Here is a 19,344-nt window from a genome sequence, read left to right on the forward strand (position 1 = left end):
ATTCCGAGCCCAGGAGTCAGGAGAAGGGCCTAATCTTTTCATTTAAAACCAGTTCCGAGACTATTATAGGGGGGCATTTTTTTAGCGACCCTGACAAGGCCACAGACAGAAGCGTTTGACTTTTCGTCATAATTAGTCAGCATTGTCATATTTTTCGACAGGCCAGTTTCTCCTGCGAACATTCATTTTACTTGCTTGTTAAAAAACGAGAAATCATTTTATTAATTGCCCTCAGGGCCTACAATCCAGCTTATGAAACAGAAAATTCAGTATGCCATTGTAACATGTGTGATCGGACTATCGCTCACAGCATGCACGTCAAACAAGACCGGAGAGCAAGTATCGGACTCCTTAAATCAGGTCACCGATTCCGTCAAAAATGATACGTCCACTTACGACATTACATCTCAAAAAGACAGCCTTGGCGGCTCAACAACTGATCAGGACACTGTACCCCGGTAACTAAACTATAGAGACGGACATATGCGCCGTCTCTCAATTATTTTCAGCTCCTTTGCCTTCTAAGCTCGCGAACGTCCCCTATGATGATTCGGTATTTTTACAGGTCGTCGCCAGATCGTTTCACTAAAGCTGATGACCGGGACAGACACCCTCCTTCTTTAATTCCTATTTGTGCGAAGAGTTCATCGTGTTTTTAGTAGCAGCACGAGGAAGAGTCGTTGCGGGGACTGCCCCAGGCAAAGCCGCACCCGATTTGTTTCATAGAGCAGGCGCAACACCTGCAACGGGTTTACATAATCAAGGGCAAAGCTGTACCAAATTCGTTTCACAGCCTAAAAAACCGTCTCTTCTCTCCGTCCCTGCCTCCCCTATGCCTTCTCCTGACCGCCAGGTGGCGGCGTAGTGTCCCCGAGGAGAGTCCGTCTTTTTACAACAAAAGACGGACTCTCCTCGGGGACAAGTCAACCTCACCACGGGCTCAACTCCTGCCATAGGGAACGAAGGTACCAGCCAGGCACCATCCTTTCTCAGCTCTGTATATGCTTTGGTAACACGTAGGTACTTTCCATGAAGAAGAGAGCGCAGAGAACGCCAGTTTGTTTTCTTCGTGCCTCTGACTAATGTTCGTTTCTGATCCTGCTGCTGACAGACGGTTGTCACAACACATCCTTTCTTTGTGTCATTGCCAGTTCCGGATGATTGGCTACACAAAACGACAGTTTGCTGTTACAATCCGGCACCGGCGGCATCTAAGTAATAATAAATTCTATTGAGATGGATATACTTGTATTTAAGACCAATGTTAGTGATAAGCAACACGTTGAGCATGTACGGCCCTTTCTTCTCGGAATGCAGGAGATCATGAAATGGAACTTTGATCTTCTTGATGAAGAATTTATACTGAGGGTAGAAGCAATCAGACACCTGAATCCGCAGAAGGTCGAGTCGGCCTTGCACAATGCAGGATATTATTGCAAGGAGCTGGAAAGCTTTTGTGCGGGCCATTCCCTACACCAATAGTAAATGACTACCTTTACAGCATGACCCTTGATCCGGCCCTTATTCTTCATCACGTGGCCATGCACATTAGCCTCAGCAGCGAGGAAAGAGATTTTTTCATTTCATTGTTGCAGTATAAATCCGTAAACCGGCGTCAGTTTTTGCTAAAAGAAGGTGAGGTTTGCAAACATTCTTCATTTGTAAACCAGGGACTATTAAGAGGTTATACGATAGACACGAACGGTTTTGAGCACGTGTTAAATTTTGCGCCTCCAGGCTGGTGGATCGGGGACATGGCCAGCCTGATCACGCAGAAGCCAGGGGTCCTGTATGTCCAGGCGCTGGAGGACACGAAAGTAATACAACTATCAAAGAGCAATCAGGAAGTTTTGTGTACACGGGTACCTAAATTTGAGCGATTTTTCAGGATTTTGACGGAAAACTCTCTGGTTAGCAGTTACCGCCGGCTTACAGATACGGTAAGCCTCACTGCGGAGGAGCGGTACCTGAACTTTTGCAGAAAATATCCGATGCTTGTCCAGACTCTGCCACAGAAACAAATAGCCTCGTATCTTGGCATTACACCAGAATTTCTGAGCAAAATGAAACGCAGCCTGCTAAAAAAGAAATAGAACCGCACGATACTATGCCTGCCCGCCTTTTCTTAACCTAGGTTATGAAAGGAAGGAAGTGTCAGGGCTACCTTTGTATAAAAAAGGAGCAAATACCATGGCAAAGACAATCTTTCACAAGGCTGATTTACGCGGAAAAGCCGATCACGGCTGGTTAAAGAGTTTTCACTCTTTCAGCTTCGCCAATTTCTACGATCCGCACCGGATACACTTTGGCGCACTTCGTGTACTAAATGACGATACCGTTTCTGAAGGGCGGGGATTCGGGTCGCACCCTCACGACAATATGGAAATCATCTCCATTCCGCTGGAAGGCGATCTGGAACACCAGGATAGTATGGGAAATTCGGCCGTGATCAGACATGGCGATATACAGGTAATGAGTGCGGGAACAGGAATCTATCATAGTGAATATAATCATAATAAAAGCACACCTGTTAAGTTCCTGCAGATATGGATTTTCCCGAACAAGAGGGATGTAACGCCCCGGTATGACCAGCTTACGCTTAACGTGGAAGACCGGAAAAACAAGCTGCAGCAGATGTTGTCGCCTAATCCCGACGACCAGGGAGTATGGATCTATCAGGACGCCTGGTTTCATATGGGAAACTTCGATCAGGGGGTTGAGGCCGAGTATCAATTTAAGAGTGAAGATAGCGGGGTGTATGCCTTTGTTGTTTCCGGATCTGTTCAGTTCAATGGCAATGTGCTGGATGCAAGGGACGGACTTGGCATCTGGGAAACGGATAAACTGGCGATAAAAGCAGAAACAAATTCTGAATTCCTTCTGATGGAAGTCCCCATGACTGTGAGGTTGTAAAACACCTCCGGGATGATAACCGAACCAACCGTTCGCGTGCCGGCCCAACAATTTGTGTAAGTTTGTGGTTCATACTTGCACAATGGCAAAAAAAGGTAGTGTCAGCATATTGGGATGCGGTTGGTACGGTATTCATCTTGGTGCAGAATTACAATCGGCAGGATACGCAGTGAGGGGCTCGACTACAAGCGAGCACAAACTGTCGCTTCTAAGAGAGAAGGGCATTGAGGCTTTTCAAATCGAGATACGGGGAGATGAGATCGTGGGCAACAAACTTTTTTTTGACTGCGACATTCTGATCATCAGCATCCCCCCTCTCTCGGCAGTACGGGTCCGGCTGAGTACAGAGCCCGCTTCAATGTCTTGCTATCAGAACTCAAATGCAGGCGCTTCCAGTCTGTCATCTTCATCAGCTCTATCGGAGTGTATGGCAACCCGAACAAAGAAGTCACGGAGCTAGAGCCGCCACAGCCTGATACAGGGAGCGGAACGGTTCTTCTTGATGCAGAGCTACGCCTAAAGACTGAACTATCAACTGCAGTGACGATACTCCGATTTGCAGGACTGATCGGTCCGGGAAGACACCCTGGTCGCTTTCTGGCGGGCAAAAAGGGAGTGGAGAATGGTGTGGCTCCGGTCAACCTTGTGCATCTTCATGATTGTACCGGATTGACGCGCAAAATAATTGATTTAAAAGCTTTCGGGAGAACCTATAATATATGTGCTCCGCAGCATCCCTCGCGTGAAAACTACTACACACGTGCGGCAGCCATTGGAGGGTATGAAATCCCGCAGTTCAAAAAAGAGCTGACCAAGTGGAAAACGGTGAGCAGCGTTTATATTCCTTCTGAGATCACCTGGAACTACCTCGACCTCACTGAATCCTCCCTTTTCTAGTGCTTCCCCGGCATCTCTCGCCACGCCCAGGGAAAGAAAAAAGAAAAAAACTCCTGAAATTTCATGTTATTTTCATGATACCTGATGTTCTTTGAATAAAAGAAATACATCATGAAAAAGGTCATATTTTATAGCTCGATACTTCTTGCTGCCTTCCTTTCGACGGAGAGCAAGGCACAGGTACACGTAGATGTAAATATAGGCCAGCCTGCCTATGTAGCCCCGGTCAGAGAAACACGCTATTACTATCTTCCTGATGCGGAGGCCTATTATTACGTACCGAAAAAAGTCTACTACTACCGTCACCGCGGAGATTGGGTTAGAAGCGCCTATCTTCCGGGCTACAGGAACTACAATGTCTATAACGTCAGGCATGTTGTGGTGAACGAAGAAAGGCCCTATTTAAGGCATGACTATTATCGTTCGCGCTATAACATTCGCGACAACTATTACGTAGAACGTGTTAATTATAAGCACGGTAAGTGGAAAAAATCACACACACATAGAGGTAGAGGGCGCCACTAATCCGGGTGCTCGGACAGGCGTGCAGGCAGTTTTTCAGTAGGGTGAGTTCTGCCACGCAGCCTGTTCTTTTTTTTATCCCTTCCTACGAAATCATCTCAACAGGGAACATAAGAACAAACTTTGTTCCTGACTCGACTGAAGACTCAACCCGTATTTCAATTCCATGATAGTCTGCAATGCTCTTCACTATCGCCAGCCCCAGTCCATATCCACCGTTTTCATTCCTGCCTACCTTTTTGAAGCGGTTAAATATAAATGGGATCTCCTCCTGCGGAATGCCTATGCCGGTATCCTGAATATAAAGGCAGCGCGATGAATTGCTCCAGCCGTCGGCCACGAGGATCTGGCCTTTATGCTTGTTATACCGAATTGCATTGTTCAAAAGATTATAGATACACTGAAAAAGCAGGTCGCGGTTGCAGTTGTTAAGCCGCAGGTGCTCGTCGATGTTGACGGTCAAAGAGATTTCGTTCTCTTCAAGCCGGTGTTCGATCTCTTCCTTTACTTCTCCCACCAGATCTTTAAGACGGACGCTGGCCTCCTTCACAAATTGCTCGTTGTCGATCCTTGAGATCAACAGCAGGGAATGCACTATTTTGCTTAACCGGTTGATGGTCTTCATCATTTCGGTGAGCCGCTTTTGCAATTCTACTGATGTTGCTTCGTCGAGCATGATGTTTTCGACCTTACTCTTTAAGATACTAATGGGTGTCATGAGCTCATGAGATGCGTTAGCGGTAAACTCCCGTTCTTTCTCAAAGGCTTCGTTCACCTGCTCCATGAGCGATATGAGAGCATCATCAAGCGACTTAAAATCTGCTGTTGAGGTCTTCACGTGCTCGATGCGCCTGGAGAATGGGAACTTCTGCGATATCAGCTTAGTATCTATGATCTGCCGGAGGGGCTTGAGCAAAAGGCCGGTAAACAGCAGGTCCATCATAACAGTTAGCAAGATGAGGCCGACAAGCACGTACAAAGCGATGCGCTGGAGCGGCTTGTTGTACTGACTGATCGTAGTTGTTTTCTTTCCAACCTCAAGCAGGTAGCTTTCTCCCCCTGCTTTAAATGTATAACTCAACACGCGATAAGTAAGGGTGTCATTTTCAACGAGCCGCTGCGCCGTCTCTATCGTGTCGAGCTTTTGGTCAAAGTATGGCTCCAGGGAAATGTACTCCTCCTTGAGCATGGTATAGCTACCGTAACTTCGCTCGCCCTGCAAATAAAAATTGATACCATTCCTGGTAACGGCTTGAAGTACCTTGTTCTTTTGTTGCCGCAGGTAGGAGTTGGTGTATTCTGATGCAATCCTCTCCACCAGAGACGGCAGTATAAGAACGAACAACACAACAATGATCAGCTTCGAGAGCGAAATAAATAAGGTTAGTTTGCTTAGTAACTTCACTGCTGCTTCCTGATTCTGTAACCAACACCTCTTACTGTTTCAAGCCATTCTGTGGATGCATAAGCTCCAAGCTTTTTTCGTATGTTCTTAATATGCGCATCAATATAATTCGAATCGTTATCGTCTACTACAAAGTTTCCCCATATGTGTTCACTCAGCTGGATGCGGGTAAGTGGCCTGTTCTTGCTAAGAAGAAGATAGCTGAGCAAGTCAAACTCCTTTTTGGACAGTTCGATCTCTGCTTCATTCAATAAGACAAGCCGCTTCTGAAGATCAACAGTAAAAGCTCCTATTGAGATAAGCTGCTGGTTGACGCCGTATTTCCTCCGTGCTATCGCCTGCATACGCGACTGCAATTCGGGAAGAGAAAAAGGCTTGGGAAGGTAATCGTCAGCTCCGAGATCAAGGCCTCGTATGCGGTCGGCAACATTGCCACGAGCCGTCAGAATAATAACGGCTGCATCGGGGGTAAGTTTCCTGGCGTTCTGCAGCAGATCGAGCCCGTCCATATCAGGTAAGCCCAGGTCCAGGAGGATAAAATCATACAGTCCTTCCGCTAATTTCTCAAGGCCTGCCCTGCCCGAATGAGCCAGATCGCAGACATAATATGCTTTCTTCAGAAAGGCTTCCAGCTCGTAAGCCAGCGTCTTCTCATCTTCTATAATCAATACATTCAACGCTATTTCTTTTGATGACCTTTATCCTTCTTAACAGTTGATGGCCGCTCCTGCCGTCTTGATCTGGGCACTTCCTTCACATCCGGACGTTTATGATCCTTCGGCTCATTGTGTTCCTGCTGCTTCCTGTCCTTTTCATCTCGCTTCTTATCCTTGCTTTCGCCTTTTTTATCCTGCAGTAAATATCCCTCAGGATAACTCGCAGCAGCAGACAGCCCTGCTGCCTTAAACTCAGAGCTAAAAGCCTCAGCCGAGAATGAAGAAGTCAAGACGAGAATGCAGCTAAACCTGACGAGAAACCGAAAATTCATTTTCTGATAACGTGATAAGCAAAAGTAGTATATATCTGCTTTCGAGCTATCAAATATTCTAATTGTTTACCTCAAAAGCCAAAGACGGGGGCTGGGGTATCAGAAAAACACTCATGAGCTGTGCTCGAAAATGGAAGATGAAAGCTGGCTGAGTGTTCTTTGTGGGCATTAAAACTTAGTGAAGCGATCTGATTGAGGCATTCAAAAAGCATTGAATCATCCCAATACAACGATTAGACTCTTAAGAAAAAGTAAGGGCCGGATAAAAACCCGACCCTACATCTACCTATGAAAAACATACCCTTTGGGAGGGTATATCAATATTTACAAAAGACAGGCCACACCAAGCAAACCTACAATCAATTGATCAACAAATACTTACACAAAGACACAAAAGAAAACAAAAAACAAGGCGAGTAAAAAGATGCACAAGTCCGGGAAAATAATCCCACCACAGCCACTACTGCAAAATTCTAAAGGCAGTCACCGCTCTAACCCTCGCCCTCGCTCCCGAAAGCAATAAACAGAGCCCCTCCTACCATGAGTACCATACCGGTAACCAATTGCCAGGTGATCTTTTCCTTAAGAAACAAAACGGACAAAATAACGGCAAAAACAAGAGACATCCTTTCGAGGGAATTCACATAAGATGCTTTCCCCAACTTAAGGGCGCGATAGGAGAATAAAGTCGACAAAGTTGTTGCTATCCCTGCCAGGATCATAAACACCCAAACTTGCCTATTCAAAGAGGTGATGTCTTTTGCATTTCCCTGAATAACCACTACCGTCCAGGAGATTGCCAGGATAAGGACGGATTGGATAGCAAATGCCAGACTCGAATCGAGATTTTTCAGCCCTGCCTTTGTCAGCACAACCACGGCTGCTGCCGAGACAGCAGCAAGCAAAGCAAAAACAATCCACATATACTTCATCTAGTCTGAGAGAAAAAAGAACAACGCTGACGTTATTTTGTTCCCGGGCAAAGAACCTTTCAGACCCGGGCGTCAGACAGCACTATTTTATCGTTTTACACCTGCCGAATCAGGGGCAGCTTTTATTCTTGTCCCTCTCTGGTCGTTGTTCTCATCTAAATGACTCGGATCCTGCGTGGTGTCAGTGGCTCCGGTACTGTCAGGCTGAAGACTCCGTATAGATCCGGAAGTATCAGTCTTCCCCTTTTCGTCCTCTCCATATCCATTGGGATTGCGGTCGGCCGAGGTGCATGAAAACGCTGCTATACCGACAAAAAGCAAAACGTATAGAAAATTGGTGTTTTTCATATCGGGTATCTTTCGAGTAGATTTATCAGTAGCACTCTTCAAGCATCTCAAAAAGGATCTCCTTTCGGCTGCTCCGCCACAATTGCTACTATAACACCCAGTATGCGTAACGGTTTGCCAGAACAGGAGAAAGCCTATTGCCTCCAGACATTGTCGCCAGAAGATGCGTCGACAAATACTCCTGTATTAATTGCCACTGCCGTGATTTTCTCGCTGCCACTTACCGGAATGGTAACTGCTGCCGGGTTCTTAGCCCATTCCCCGGGCGAAACATGGATGGTCTTTGTTCTTCCGCTTGCATAGTTCACCTTTAAATCAAATGGAATAGCAAAACCTCCCTTATTGTTAATAGCGACGCTATACCCCTTCGAAGATCGTATCACAGATTTAATTCCGACATCAATGTAATTATTCGAGAAGAACCAGTTGTTCCAAAACCAATTTAAATTCTTACCCGACACGTCGTTGAATGTGAAGAAGAAATCCCATGGCAGAGGGTGCTTACCGTTCCACCTGTTCATGTATTCGTGCAAGCATTTACCAAAGTCGTGATCGCCGAGCATGTCCTTCAAGGCGAGATAGGCCAGAGATGGCTTTCCGTAAGCATTCGTTCTGTAAGCCTCGTGCAACTCATATGATGGGGTGATGATGGGCAGGTCAGCAGTAGCGGCGGGATTATTGACCCAACGGCTTATTCTCCCACGGCTGTACGTTTCTTCCGCTTTCTTCTGATCCATGTACGAAGGGGCGATCAGAAGTTCGAGAGTGGTTGCCCAGGCTTCATCCATAAAAGCATAGCGGGTCTCATTGATACCCATGTAAAATGGAAACCAGGTGTGGGCTATTTCATGATTGGCTACCCGTCGTCCTTCCAGCCCCGGAATTGATGAGTCGTTTATAATCATCGGATACTCCATATCGGCGTAACCCTGAAAGGCGGTCATCTTGGAATACGGATACGGAACACCGGGCCAGTTGTGAGAATACCAGTTCAAGGCGTGAGCGCCGTCTTTAGCCATCTCTTTGAAAGAGGTGGTTGAATCGGCATAAAGTGCCTGCATACTGGCTCGCCTGCCAGTCTTATTGTCAACAATTGCACTTGTGGCGTCCCATACATAATGATTACTAATTGCGAGTGCTATATCGGTAATATTTGAAGCGCTGAACCTCCAGCTGATGATCCGGCCTTTCCTCGTCACCTTACCTGCCGCGTAGTCCTGAGCTGAGGCGATCCGGATCACTTCGTCCGTTTTCATTGATCTTTCAAGCTGTAGGGCCACCTCTGGCTGTAACACCTCCGCTGGATTTAGGAGATCTCCTGTTGCCCAAACACCATATCCTGACGGAACCTTCACCGTAAGGTTGTAGTTATTAAAGTCATTATAAAACTCCTGCCCGCCATTGTGCTCTATTCTATCCCATCCATTGTAGTCGTCGTACACAGCGACCCTGGGATAAAAGTAGGCAAGAAAAAAGTTGTGGAGTCGATCATCCCCTCTCGTCCGCTTTGTCTGGACAAGGGATAATGCCAGGCCACAAAGATCTTCGCCGAACTGCGGGGCAGAAGCGGAGCATCCAAAGGGATCTCCTGCACGGTGCCGGTTCCCATATCACTGTTCCAATATCCATCTTTCCCGTTTATACGAAGCGAGTCAATGCTAATTCCCACAGTGAGATAATCAGGGCCTGTTGTCCCATACCTGGTAGCCTCTGGTCGGTGATGGTTCATAATCAGCTTCATGACGATTGAGTGAAGCGTGTCGGGACTATTATTGACGTACTCTATTGTCTCAACCCCTTTAACGTTACGATCAGGCGGCGCAATAAGCAGATCTATGTTGTAATTGGCGCGATTCTGCCAGTAACGCTTTCCAGGTCTCCCATCAAAGGATCTTGTTTGCTTCTGGTATGCCTCCTTAACATCGCGGGGCTGGTATAATTGCTGCCCATTAGTATAGCAAAAATTAAAGACCAATAACCAGGTAAAAACAAAAAAAGACTTCATAATTTCAGTAAAAATGCAAAGTTGAGGCGAAAATACCAGATAAAACAATAAAAGACGACGCATCAGCAGCAAATTCTCTTAAAAAAGACAAAGAAACAACACCAAAAACCAATAAACATCAACTGTTCCCAAAACCTGCACCGGACCACAAAAATCATCAGCAGGGATTTGCTTTTGTAAAAACGTTGTATACATTTACAAAGTTTTAAGGGAGGAATGGAGTTCCGCTACCAAAACGGCTTAATGGAGGCATGTCAATGGCTAAGCCTCGCCAGTCACGTTCTGTTCGAAATGAGCGTAGAGATCGCTTTGTGTGACGATAAGAAGGAAAATAATACACCACCTCTTAGCCTTTCAGATTTAAAGATGCTCGACGGGCTCGGCATGAAACAGAATCCGTACGTCACCGAGTTAAATCAACTCGCAGAGAAACTGAGAGACAAGCTGGAACTACTGATCGAAATTAACAATCTTGACACTTTTGAAATTGAATCTTGGCATCTTTTGCCGATATTCGACGATGATGCTCCCGAAAAAAAGCTAAAGCTTTCGTATCACAAGCTTGTTCTTTTTGCTTACCGGCAGATCGCTTTTTTCCCTGCGAAGGTAATGTCTATTGTGCTCCCGGGGGTGCAAATGCTGCTTACTCATACGATGGACACAACGCCATACAGCAAGGACGAGAGGCTTTACGAAAGGAGCTTTAGATTGTTAATAGATGCGGCAGACGACTTTGACACCGCTAGTCAGGGATTTATTATTGCGCGATATCTGGCAAAGATCGAAGGGCGTATCGTATAATGTTTGCCAAACTCAGAGTATCCAGGCAACCAATAGAAAAGCAAAAAATGCAGCCGATAGCGTATTCAAAAAGTTAACCATATCGTTTCCTATTCTACGTCTTCTTTCCAGACTGGCGCCAAGGATGGAATCACATAAATTACCAGCGATCCCGGCCACGGTGACAACTACAAAATCGCCAAATGCACCTGAACCGCAGAATTGAATGAAGGCGATGAGCATAGCTCCCAGGGCCCCTATTGCAGTACCTTCCAAACTAACTACTCCATCCTCCCCTTTCGAATCGGGCCTTAACGACAAAATATTAAAAAAACGTCGGCCGTATACCATCCCCAACTCAGAAGACAGCGTATCGCTCGTTGCGGAAGAAAAACCAGCAGCAAGCATTAATATGAAAAGAGGCCGATGCTCAGGATCCAGAATAGCGAAAAGTGCACATAAGGCGGGGACAGTGGCATTAGCAAGCACCTGACCAACATTCCTGCCCTCTTTGCTTTCTCCGTTCCTGTCTCCATTCTGCTTCAACTCCCGCTTCCATGCCGTTGCAGCGGTTCCAACAGCAAAGAAAACAGCCATCATAGTAAAGCCGCTAAATGAAGTTCCCGCAAAAATAACAAGAGCGAGAGCGGCTCCAACCAAAGCAGCTGAAAGAGTTAGTTTCTTTGTCGTCACGCTGAGAAACGCACCGATAACAATCACGGCCAGTGGCAGAATATATATATCCATTTACTTGCCGCTAAGCTAGTGAAAACGAAAAAGATTCATAAACTGAAGGCAAAAACAACGCGAAAGCGAAGCGTATTCTTCCTCTGGTGAAACTTATCGTCGCAATGTGAGAACGTTGTCATACAACTATTGGTCTGAATGGAGCAGAGGGCCGACGTCAAATGCGCCCCCGAGAAAAGAATGGCCGTGTGTCTATAAAACAAATAGCCACAAAGAAAAACATTCGTCAGCTGCGCCCTTAAACGGGGTGTAAAGTTACTTGAATGTCTTTTGTTGTCGCTTAAAAGCAAACAGAACTTCGCAAAAAGCGCTTATGAGCAGTGCTCTAAACAGGGCCAGAAATTGGCTTTAAGGTTCTTTTCTACAGAAATCATAGAAACTGCTGCCGGCATTAGCCACATGAGTAAAGCAAGCCCTGTGTCCTTTTCGGCTCAGTGAGCGATTTCACTGAGCTCTTTTAAAGAAATTTAATGGCCTTAATAGAGAATTCGACGTCAAAAAACAACAACTCTTTAAGCAACGAGCCCCTACAATCAACCGGCGTACGCGAAGCCGTTTCAAAAAGAGCATTTTCCGCCAACAAGAACAGCTCTAATTTGTATTAATAATAAAGGAATCTGCCCTGAGAGGATTAACCAACTGAACCATTCTCTGTCAAGACAGATTTAGGATGATCGATATAGTTGCTGTCTAGAAACTCAAACTTCCTGAAAAAAGAAAGGCTTTTGATGGAAAAACATTGAAAAGCTGAGTGTATAAATTAGAATCAACGGTGATTAAATATTCGTGGTGACCTTAAAGACGATCGGGGCTATACAAAAAAGATGCAAGATGGAGACGGGAAGGTTAATTATTAAAGTACACGGACTACTATTACATTCGGTCAATGAAACTGAGTTTTATGACCGTGCGACCGATTTGGTTCTGGCACCTGAGCTAAAATCGGCTTTTGCCAAATATATGTGGCTGCGAGGCGAACACATCGTCGGAATCAAGACATTCCTGCGGGCAAGTACTGACAGACAAAGGATACCGGAGTATACAGGTGACCGCAGTGAACGCCTTTGGCGGATCTTTGATGAATGCCTATCAAAAAAAGACAACCCAACGATCTGGAAAACGGGACTTCGCTATGTCCGATTTACGCTTTATAAGTATACCGACACCATTCGCAGTCCCGAGAGCGATAGCCGCTTGCGAAATATGCTGCATAATCATCTTTTTGAGATCGAAGCCTTTTTTAAAGAATTTTCAGCACTCAGACTTGGGAACAGGCAGTTATACCCGTATCCCCGGGTTTAGTTTGGATATTTCTTAACAGTAAAAAAACATTTTATTTCATTGCCTGTACCTTAATTTTACTTACAGTTACTATACTTGCAATATTGCATAACGTACAACAAAACATATATCTAAAATCAACACGTTTATAACATGCACGAATTAGAGCCCTCAGTTCTTAAGAAAGTCAATGAATGGCTTCAGGGAAGCTATGATACCGAAACAAAGGAGCACATACAAAAACTCCTCGATGATCAATCGTACACGGAGCTTACCGATTCTTTCTACAAGGATCTGGAATTCGGAACGGGAGGTCTCAGAGGGATAATGGGGCCCGGTTCTAACCGTATTAACAAATATACTATCGGAGCTGCCACCCAGGGGCTAAGTAACTACCTCAAGAAAACGTATCCTTCTGAACAAATAAAGGTAGCAGTAGCGCATGATAGCCGTAACAATTCGGACTATTTCGCCCGTATCACCGCTGAAGTATTTTCTGCTAACGGCATCTTTGTTTACTTCTTCAAGGAACTAAGACCAACTCCGGAGCTGTCATTTGCAATCCGCGAACTTGGATGTAAGAGCGGAGTGATGCTCACGGCATCTCACAACCCGAAAGAGTATAACGGTTATAAAGCATACGGTGCTGACGGAGGCCAGTTTGTCTCTCCTGAAGACAAAAAGGTAATGCAGGAAGTAGCTTCCATAACCAGCATAGAAGAAGTAAAGTTCGACCCTGACGAACAAAACATTGAGTTGATCGGTGAGGACATCGACGAGCTTTATCTCGACAAGATTACAAAGCTGTCTGTATCTCCGGATGCGATTAAACGCCAAAGTGACTTAAAAATCGTCTACTCTCCTATTCATGGTACAGGTATTACCCTCGTTCCTCAGGCTCTGAAGCGCTTTGGTTTTACCAATGTCACCTTAGTTGAGGAGCAGACAACCCCTGACGGCAACTTTCCAACGGTAGTGTATCCTAACCCGGAGGAAAAAGAAGCGCTGACTCTGGCCCTGGAAAAAGGGAAAGAGGTAGATGCTGATCTTATTCTGGCTACAGATCCAGATGCCGACCGGGTTGGCATTGCGGTTAAGAACAATGAAGGAGAGTTTATCCTCTTCAACGGAAATCAAACAGGAAGTCTGCTTATTAACTACCTGCTCACCGCGTGGGAAGAGAAAGGCAAGTTCACCGGAAAAGAATATATTGTTAAAACGATTGTCACCTCCTATATCATTGATGAAATTGCTCGTGCGAAGAACGTGGAGTGTTACAATACGCTCACGGGATTCAAATATATCGGAGAGTTGATGACTAAGTTCCAGGGTGAGAAGACCTTTATTGGGGGCGGTGAGGAAAGCTATGGCTATCTCATCGGAGACCTCGTGAGAGACAAGGATGCGGTAGTATCTGCGGCTTTCATTTCAGAAATGACCGCTTTCTACAAAGACAAGGGCAGCAGCCTGTTCGAAGCCCTCCTCGAAATGTACCAGCAATATGGCTTTTACAAAGAAAAACTTGTCTCTGTAACCAAGAAAGGCAAGAGCGGCGCTGAAGAGATTAAAGCAATGATGGAACGCTTTAGAAACAACCCGCCAGCAACATTGGGAGGATCAAAGGTTGTTGCTTTGAAGGACTATGAGCAAAGAGTAGAAACTGACATCCTTACTGGTTCCAGGAAGGATATCGAGTTGCCTAAATCCGACGTTCTTCAGTTCATCACGGAAGAAGGAAGCATTATTTCCGCGCGACCTTCAGGAACAGAGCCAAAGATCAAGTTCTATTGCAGTGTAAAAGGAACGCTGTCTGATAAAGCAGCCTACAAGGAAGCAGATCAGGAACTGGAACAAAAAGTGACTGCTATTATGGCCGATCTGGGGGTATAAGGGTTAGCCCTTCGTGAAAAAAAGGCGCCTGCTGATGTCATAGCAGGCGCCTTTTTTTATACATCGTACTCTGCATTCACATCTCTTCTGAAGTTATACAAAAATATGAGCAGACCTAAAACACTCGTTCGGGTGCTGATTGTTAATATGTTAACAAAAAATTTATCAGATCATAACATCTTTTCAATTATCTTTATAAGACCTCGGGAATAATCCGGCAGAAATCGGACAACCAGGTCTGTTTAACCTATTAAAACTTCATTATGACCTGGAAAAAATTTAGCGGAGAAATCATTCATTCAGAAATTCATGAGGAGGTACGAAAAGCAATTGAACGGGAATATGGACTAGGCAACAAATTAAAGGTATGTATTGGCACCGACTCTCAGGTAAAGGGCGCCGTGACGGACTATGCAACGGTGATCGTGTTCCTTCGCGAAAAGAAGGGCGCATTCATGTTCATCCATCAGGAGCGCAGCACCAGAAAAATGAGTATCAAGGAAAGGATGCTTACCGAAGTTCAAAAATCGATAGAAACAGCGTATTCGCTATGCGACCTTCTCGATATCTACAATGTGGACCTGGAAGTACATGCCGACATCAACACCAACCCGATGTTCAAATCTAACCAGGCCCTTCATGAGGCGATGGGGTATATCCTGAGTATGGGCTTTGTTTTTAAAGCTAAGCCCGAAGCCTTTGCCAGCTCGGCATGCGCGAACAAGATGGTGCATTAAGCGGGCGGCGCTTTACAAGCATTTTCGTATCTTTGAGAGATGGAGGGATGGAAAGCGAAACTTTTGCCTTTTTTAGTCCTGTTGACACTTAGTTTGGTAGCAGGTAATTTCCTCAGGACAGGAGACATCGCACGTGCTCCGGAAACAAGATATCATGGAGCTAAAAAGTCTCTCTGCAAAGCGGGGGAGAGCAATCATCCCTGCCTTTTGAATTCAAAAGGACTACTCGCTATCGTCTTGCTGTCGTTTAAATCCAACCCTCTTGCTCTGGCAGGACGAAGCTCCTGGTCTCCTTCCGCTGGATGTGTAAAAGGACTGGGTCGGGCCTTTTTTTACTCCCATTCCTTCTTCAGTAACTTCCATACGCTTTATCCGGCTCATTGGTTTACCTAGCTCATCTGCGCTCGCTTCTTCTATCTATTAAACCGTAAACCATCCCGGCCGCGCTTTGAGTTTTCTTCATTGCGCCCATTAGACTTTTTTTCACATGATCCATCTTCCTCATCTGATAACTGACTTAGCTTTAATTCTCGCAGCTGCTGCTGCCACCACTTTACTATTTAAGAAAATAAAACAACCCCTGGTACTGGGCTATATCATAGCAGGACTCCTGGTGGGCCCCCACTTTACCCTGTTTCCAACAGTAGCCGAAGAAGAAACTATCGCCGTATGGGCAGAAATAGGTGTTATTTTCCTCCTATTCAGCCTTGGACTTGAGTTTAGCTTTAAGAAGCTGGCCAAAGTTGGAGGCGCTGCTTCTGTTACAGGAATTACTGAAGCAGCTTTCATGCTTCTGGTCGGATATATTACCGGCCAACTGCTCGGCTGGGGAACCATGGATAGCATTTTTCTGGGTGCCATCCTCTCCATTTCGTCGACTACCATCATTATCCGCGCGTTTGAAGAACTGGCTATTAAACATAAAAAATTCGCCGGCCTGGTTTTCGGAGTATTGATTGTGGAAGATCTTGTTGCCATTTTACTGCTTGTGGTCTTATCGACTGTAGCCGTTAGCCGCAATTTTGAGGGCACGGAAATGCTGCTTTCTATATTGAAGTTCGCATTTTTCCTTATTCTATGGTTCCTCGGCGGAATTTTTCTCATCCCCACTTTCCTTAAACGCACGCGCAAGCTAATGAACGATGAGACAATGCTCATCGTTTCGCTTGCACTTTGCCTTGTAATGGTGATCCTTGCCGTAAAAGCAGGGTTCTCGCCAGCACTTGGTGCCTTTATAATGGGTTCAATTCTAGCAGAAACAACATTCGCGGAGCGAATAGAACACCTTACCAAGTCGGTAAAAGACCTCTTTGCAGCCATCTTTTTCGTCTCTGTAGGAATGCTGATCGATCCGGCTGTATTGCGCGACTACGCGGTTCCTATCCTGATCATTACACTTATGACCATTGTTGGGAAACTGGTAAGCACCACTACTGGCGCTTTGCTCTCCGGACAACCGTTAAAGACAGCTATCCAGGCAGGCATGAGCCTTGCGCAGATAGGAGAATTTTCGTTCATCATCGCCACGCTCGGACTTAGCCTTAAGGTAACGAGTGACTTTCTGTACCCTATTGCCGTAGCGGTCTCGGCAGTCACAACCTTTACCACCCCTTATCTGATCAAGGTATCCGGTCCATTTTCCAGTTTCCTCGAGAGATCACTTCCCGCGAAATGGATTGATGGGCTCAATAAATACAGCTCAGGCGCTGAGGGAATTACCACCACCAGCGACTGGAAAAAATTGTTAAAGGGATACTTTTCAAATTTCGTGGTTCACGCTGTTATTTTAACAGGCATCCTGTTCCTTGCCAACCGGTTTATTCACCCATTCATCACCTCAAAACTCTTCAATGGGCTCAACGGTTCTATCGCAAGTCTTGCCGTGTCCTTCGTCCTGATGGCCCCCTTTCTGTGGGCTTTCTCCCTAAGACGAATAGAAAAAAAGGCCTATACAACCTTATGGCTAAACAGACGATACAGCAGGGGGCCTCTTATTGCCCTTGAAGCAGCGAGAATTACCCTCGGCGTGGCTTACATTGCAATTTTGATTAGTCTTTTCTTCGATGCATTGCTTGCCTTTGGCATCGCACTTGCCGCCGCTATTATTGTGATCGTCATATTACAGAGAAAACTGCAAGCGTTTTACGGAAGAATCGAAAGCCGTTTCTTTCTGAACCTGAATGCACGCCAGGCAGTTGAAAAGCAGAAAAGTCCCTTAACGCCCTGGGACACCCACCTCTCCGAGCTTACGGTCTCTGCCGAGTCACCACTAGCAGGAAAGACTCTGGGTCAGTTAGCCATCAGGGAAAGGAACGGCGTAAATATTATTTTAATAGAACGGGGAAAACTTGTTATTTCTATCCCGGGACAGGACGATTATTTGTTCCCCGGCGACAAGCTTACCGTCACTGGAACGGACGTCCAAATTGAAGCGTTTAAACAACAAGTGGAAGTTGCAGACAGAATAGACGAGCTCGTTCAGGCAAAAAAGAAGGATGTGGAGCTGCAGCAAATAACAGTGTCATCCCGGTCAAGGCTTGCTGATTGCTCTTTGAAAGACAGCAGGATCAGGCAATTGGCAGAAGCGCTGATTGTTGCTGTGGAAAGAGGCGGGGAGCGAATTCCTAATCCCGATTCATCGTTTAAAATCAGTTCAGGCGACGTGGTCTGGATAGTAGGGAACCGCAAAAAGATTTCAGAATACTTAAAAGAATAGGTTTTCGTACTTTTGTCCCATGCTTTCGTTTACAGAGGAGAATTATTTAAAGGCATTGCTGCATCTGACACTTGAAGTTCAACATAAAAATGAAGCCGGCACCAACCAGCTTGCGGCTTTTTTAGGTGTCAAACCGGCAACTGCAACAGATATGCTCCGCAAATTAAAAGAGAAAAAGCTGATCTCTTACGAGAAGTACGGCAAGATCTCTCTCTCGGAGGAGGGACGAAGGAAGGCTGTAGAAGTATTAAGAAAGCATCGGTTATGGGAAACATTCCTTTATGAAAAGCTTGATTTCACCTGGGATGAAGTGCATGAAGTTGCCGAGCAGCTTGAGCATATTCAATCTCAGAAGCTGGTAGACAAGCTCGACAAATTTCTGGGCTTCCCTGAGTACGACCCTCATGGAGATGCTATTCCGGATGCGGAAGGCAACCTGAAACCGTCCTTTAAGAAAACCCTCGCGGAAGCAGAAACAGGTACTGAATGCAGGGTCGCAGCGGTGAAAGACAATTCGCCGGCCTTTCTTCAATATGTCACACAACTGAATCTGGCGATAGACGCCCCGATAAAGGTTATTAGCCGGCAGCCGTACGACGGGTCAATGGAAATTGTAGTTAATGAGGATAAGAGGATGGTATCACAGAAGTTCGCAGAAAACATTTTTATCGTTTAGCTGCTTGCCAAAGGAGCTATCACCAACACCAAACGCACAAGGAGCGCCATGAACAGTAACATTAGAAACAAAAAAGCATTTTTTGAATATCATATACTTGATAAGTACGTAGCGGGAATTCAGCTTCTGGGAACGGAGATCAAGTCGATAAGGGAAGGAAAAGTAAACTTGAACGACTCTTTCTGTTCGTTCCTGAATAATCAGCTTTATGTGAGAAATTTGCATATTGCCGAATACGCCAACGGATCGTTCTACAATCATGAGGCGAAAAGAGACCGGGTGCTTCTGCTCACCAAAAAAGAGCTCAAAAAGCTACGAGAGAAGAGTGAAGAAAAAGGCTACACCATCGTGCCGCTCCAGCTCTTTATCAGCGAGCGGGGGTTCGCCAAACTGGAAATAGCACTTGCTCAGGGTAAAAAAGAATTCGATAAACGCGAAACGATCAAGGAACGGGAAAGCAAGATTGAACTCGACAGGGTAATGAAACGATAACATGCCTGTTTCTGC

22 protein-coding genes are annotated in these 19,344 nt (G+C 45.6%); 13 read left to right on the forward strand and 9 right to left on the reverse strand.

The annotated features are described in order from the left end of the window. Nucleotides 1-252 precede the first annotated feature (252 nt). The 6 genes from ACES2C_RS20415 (at nucleotide 253) to ACES2C_RS20440 (ending at nucleotide 4,335) form a co-directional block, all read left to right on the forward strand. Nucleotides 253-462, forward strand: a complete 210-nt coding sequence (locus ACES2C_RS20415) for a hypothetical protein (RefSeq protein ID WP_374164897.1) — start codon at nucleotides 253-255, stop codon at nucleotides 460-462. 774 nt (nucleotides 463-1,236) lie between these two features. After that, nucleotides 1,237-1,482, forward strand: coding sequence for a hypothetical protein (locus ACES2C_RS20420; RefSeq protein ID WP_374164898.1), 246 nt, complete (start codon nucleotides 1,237-1,239; stop codon nucleotides 1,480-1,482). 20 nt (nucleotides 1,483-1,502) lie between these two features. Continuing rightward, nucleotides 1,503-2,093: a Crp/Fnr family transcriptional regulator gene (locus ACES2C_RS20425; protein WP_374164899.1), complete on the forward strand. Its 591-nt coding sequence runs from the start codon at nucleotides 1,503-1,505 to the stop codon at nucleotides 2,091-2,093. A 97-nt stretch (nucleotides 2,094-2,190) separates the two neighbouring features. Beyond that, entirely contained in the window at nucleotides 2,191-2,913 is a 723-nt protein-coding gene (locus ACES2C_RS20430) for a pirin family protein (protein ID WP_374164900.1), read from the forward strand. Nucleotides 2,914-3,276: 363 nt separating this feature from the next. Beyond that, entirely contained in the window at nucleotides 3,277-3,810 is a 534-nt protein-coding gene (locus ACES2C_RS20435; RefSeq protein ID WP_374164901.1) for a hypothetical protein, read from the forward strand. Between the two features lie 111 nt (nucleotides 3,811-3,921). Continuing rightward, nucleotides 3,922-4,335 (forward strand): hypothetical protein, encoded by a 414-nt coding sequence (locus ACES2C_RS20440; RefSeq protein ID WP_374164902.1) that lies wholly within the window; start codon nucleotides 3,922-3,924, stop codon nucleotides 4,333-4,335. An 82-nt stretch (nucleotides 4,336-4,417) separates the two neighbouring features. On the opposite strand, the gene ACES2C_RS20445 is transcribed toward ACES2C_RS20440, so the two are convergent. From ACES2C_RS20445 to ACES2C_RS20475, 7 genes are all read right to left on the reverse strand, one after another. Beyond that, entirely contained in the window at nucleotides 4,418-5,737 is a 1,320-nt protein-coding gene (locus ACES2C_RS20445; RefSeq protein ID WP_374164903.1) for a sensor histidine kinase, read from the reverse strand. Next, nucleotides 5,734-6,414, reverse strand: coding sequence for a response regulator transcription factor (locus tag ACES2C_RS20450; RefSeq protein WP_374164904.1), 681 nt, complete (start codon nucleotides 6,412-6,414; stop codon nucleotides 5,734-5,736). The genes ACES2C_RS20445 and ACES2C_RS20450 overlap by 4 nt, the downstream gene beginning before the upstream one ends. A 2-nt stretch (nucleotides 6,415-6,416) precedes the next feature. Further along, entirely contained in the window at nucleotides 6,417-6,725 is a 309-nt protein-coding gene (locus ACES2C_RS20455) for a hypothetical protein (protein ID WP_374164905.1), read from the reverse strand. A 491-nt stretch (nucleotides 6,726-7,216) separates the two neighbouring features. Further along, complete coding sequence (locus ACES2C_RS20460; protein WP_374164906.1) at nucleotides 7,217-7,648, reverse strand: EamA family transporter; 432 nt, start codon at nucleotides 7,646-7,648, stop codon at nucleotides 7,217-7,219. A gap of 96 nt (nucleotides 7,649-7,744) precedes the next feature. Then, nucleotides 7,745-8,005 (reverse strand): hypothetical protein, encoded by a 261-nt coding sequence (locus ACES2C_RS20465; RefSeq protein WP_374164907.1) that lies wholly within the window; start codon nucleotides 8,003-8,005, stop codon nucleotides 7,745-7,747. A 134-nt stretch (nucleotides 8,006-8,139) separates the two neighbouring features. Further along, nucleotides 8,140-9,447, reverse strand: a complete 1,308-nt coding sequence (locus ACES2C_RS20470; RefSeq protein ID WP_374164908.1) for a M1 family aminopeptidase — start codon at nucleotides 9,445-9,447, stop codon at nucleotides 8,140-8,142. Next, entirely contained in the window at nucleotides 9,414-10,010 is a 597-nt protein-coding gene (locus ACES2C_RS20475; RefSeq protein WP_374164909.1) for a hypothetical protein, read from the reverse strand. The genes ACES2C_RS20470 and ACES2C_RS20475 overlap by 34 nt, the downstream gene beginning before the upstream one ends. A 216-nt stretch (nucleotides 10,011-10,226) precedes the next feature. On the opposite strand from ACES2C_RS20475, the gene ACES2C_RS20480 reads away from it, so the two are divergent. After that, nucleotides 10,227-10,811, forward strand: a complete 585-nt coding sequence (locus ACES2C_RS20480; protein ID WP_374164910.1) for a hypothetical protein — start codon at nucleotides 10,227-10,229, stop codon at nucleotides 10,809-10,811. Between the two features lie 12 nt (nucleotides 10,812-10,823). On the opposite strand, the gene ACES2C_RS20485 is transcribed toward ACES2C_RS20480, so the two are convergent. Next, nucleotides 10,824-11,537 (reverse strand): TIGR00297 family protein, encoded by a 714-nt coding sequence (locus ACES2C_RS20485; RefSeq protein ID WP_374164911.1) that lies wholly within the window; start codon nucleotides 11,535-11,537, stop codon nucleotides 10,824-10,826. Between the two features lie 831 nt (nucleotides 11,538-12,368). Here ACES2C_RS20485 and ACES2C_RS20490 point away from each other — a divergent pair. The 3 genes from ACES2C_RS20490 (at nucleotide 12,369) to ACES2C_RS20500 (ending at nucleotide 15,445) form a co-directional block, all read left to right on the forward strand. After that, nucleotides 12,369-12,839 carry a hypothetical protein gene (locus ACES2C_RS20490; protein ID WP_374164912.1) on the forward strand — a complete coding sequence of 157 codons (471 nt, stop codon included), beginning with the start codon at nucleotides 12,369-12,371 and terminating at the stop codon, nucleotides 12,837-12,839. Nucleotides 12,840-12,971: 132 nt separating this feature from the next. Further along, on the forward strand, nucleotides 12,972-14,708 hold the full coding sequence (locus ACES2C_RS20495; protein ID WP_374164913.1) for a phospho-sugar mutase: 1,737 nt from the start codon (nucleotides 12,972-12,974) through the stop codon (nucleotides 14,706-14,708). A 263-nt stretch (nucleotides 14,709-14,971) separates the two neighbouring features. Next, on the forward strand, nucleotides 14,972-15,445 hold the full coding sequence (locus ACES2C_RS20500) for a ribonuclease H-like YkuK family protein (RefSeq protein ID WP_374164914.1): 474 nt from the start codon (nucleotides 14,972-14,974) through the stop codon (nucleotides 15,443-15,445). A 222-nt stretch (nucleotides 15,446-15,667) separates the two neighbouring features. Here ACES2C_RS20500 and ACES2C_RS20505 read toward each other — a convergent pair whose 3' ends face one another. Continuing rightward, a complete protein-coding gene (locus ACES2C_RS20505) occupies nucleotides 15,668-15,808 on the reverse strand; it encodes a hypothetical protein (RefSeq protein WP_374164915.1) in 141 nt (46 codons plus the stop codon). Nucleotides 15,809-15,932: 124 nt separating this feature from the next. Between ACES2C_RS20505 and ACES2C_RS20510 the strand changes: the two genes are divergently transcribed. Genes ACES2C_RS20510 through smpB form a run of 3 tightly spaced genes read left to right on the forward strand, consistent with a single transcriptional unit; the run spans nucleotide 15,933 to nucleotide 19,329 of the window. Further along, on the forward strand, nucleotides 15,933-18,161 hold the full coding sequence (locus tag ACES2C_RS20510; protein ID WP_374164916.1) for a cation:proton antiporter: 2,229 nt from the start codon (nucleotides 15,933-15,935) through the stop codon (nucleotides 18,159-18,161). Nucleotides 18,162-18,180: 19 nt separating this feature from the next. Beyond that, the gene (locus ACES2C_RS20515; RefSeq protein ID WP_374164917.1) at nucleotides 18,181-18,837 is read left to right on the forward strand and encodes a metal-dependent transcriptional regulator; all 657 of its coding nucleotides are present in this window, start codon (nucleotides 18,181-18,183) and stop codon (nucleotides 18,835-18,837) included. Nucleotides 18,838-18,855: 18 nt separating this feature from the next. Beyond that, nucleotides 18,856-19,329: an SsrA-binding protein SmpB gene (gene smpB, locus ACES2C_RS20520; protein ID WP_374166998.1), complete on the forward strand. Its 474-nt coding sequence runs from the start codon at nucleotides 18,856-18,858 to the stop codon at nucleotides 19,327-19,329. Nucleotides 19,330-19,344 lie beyond the last annotated feature (15 nt).

The organism is Arcticibacter sp. MXS-1 (assembly GCF_041902385.1).
Classification (GTDB): Bacteria; Bacteroidota; Bacteroidia; order Sphingobacteriales; family Sphingobacteriaceae; genus Arcticibacter.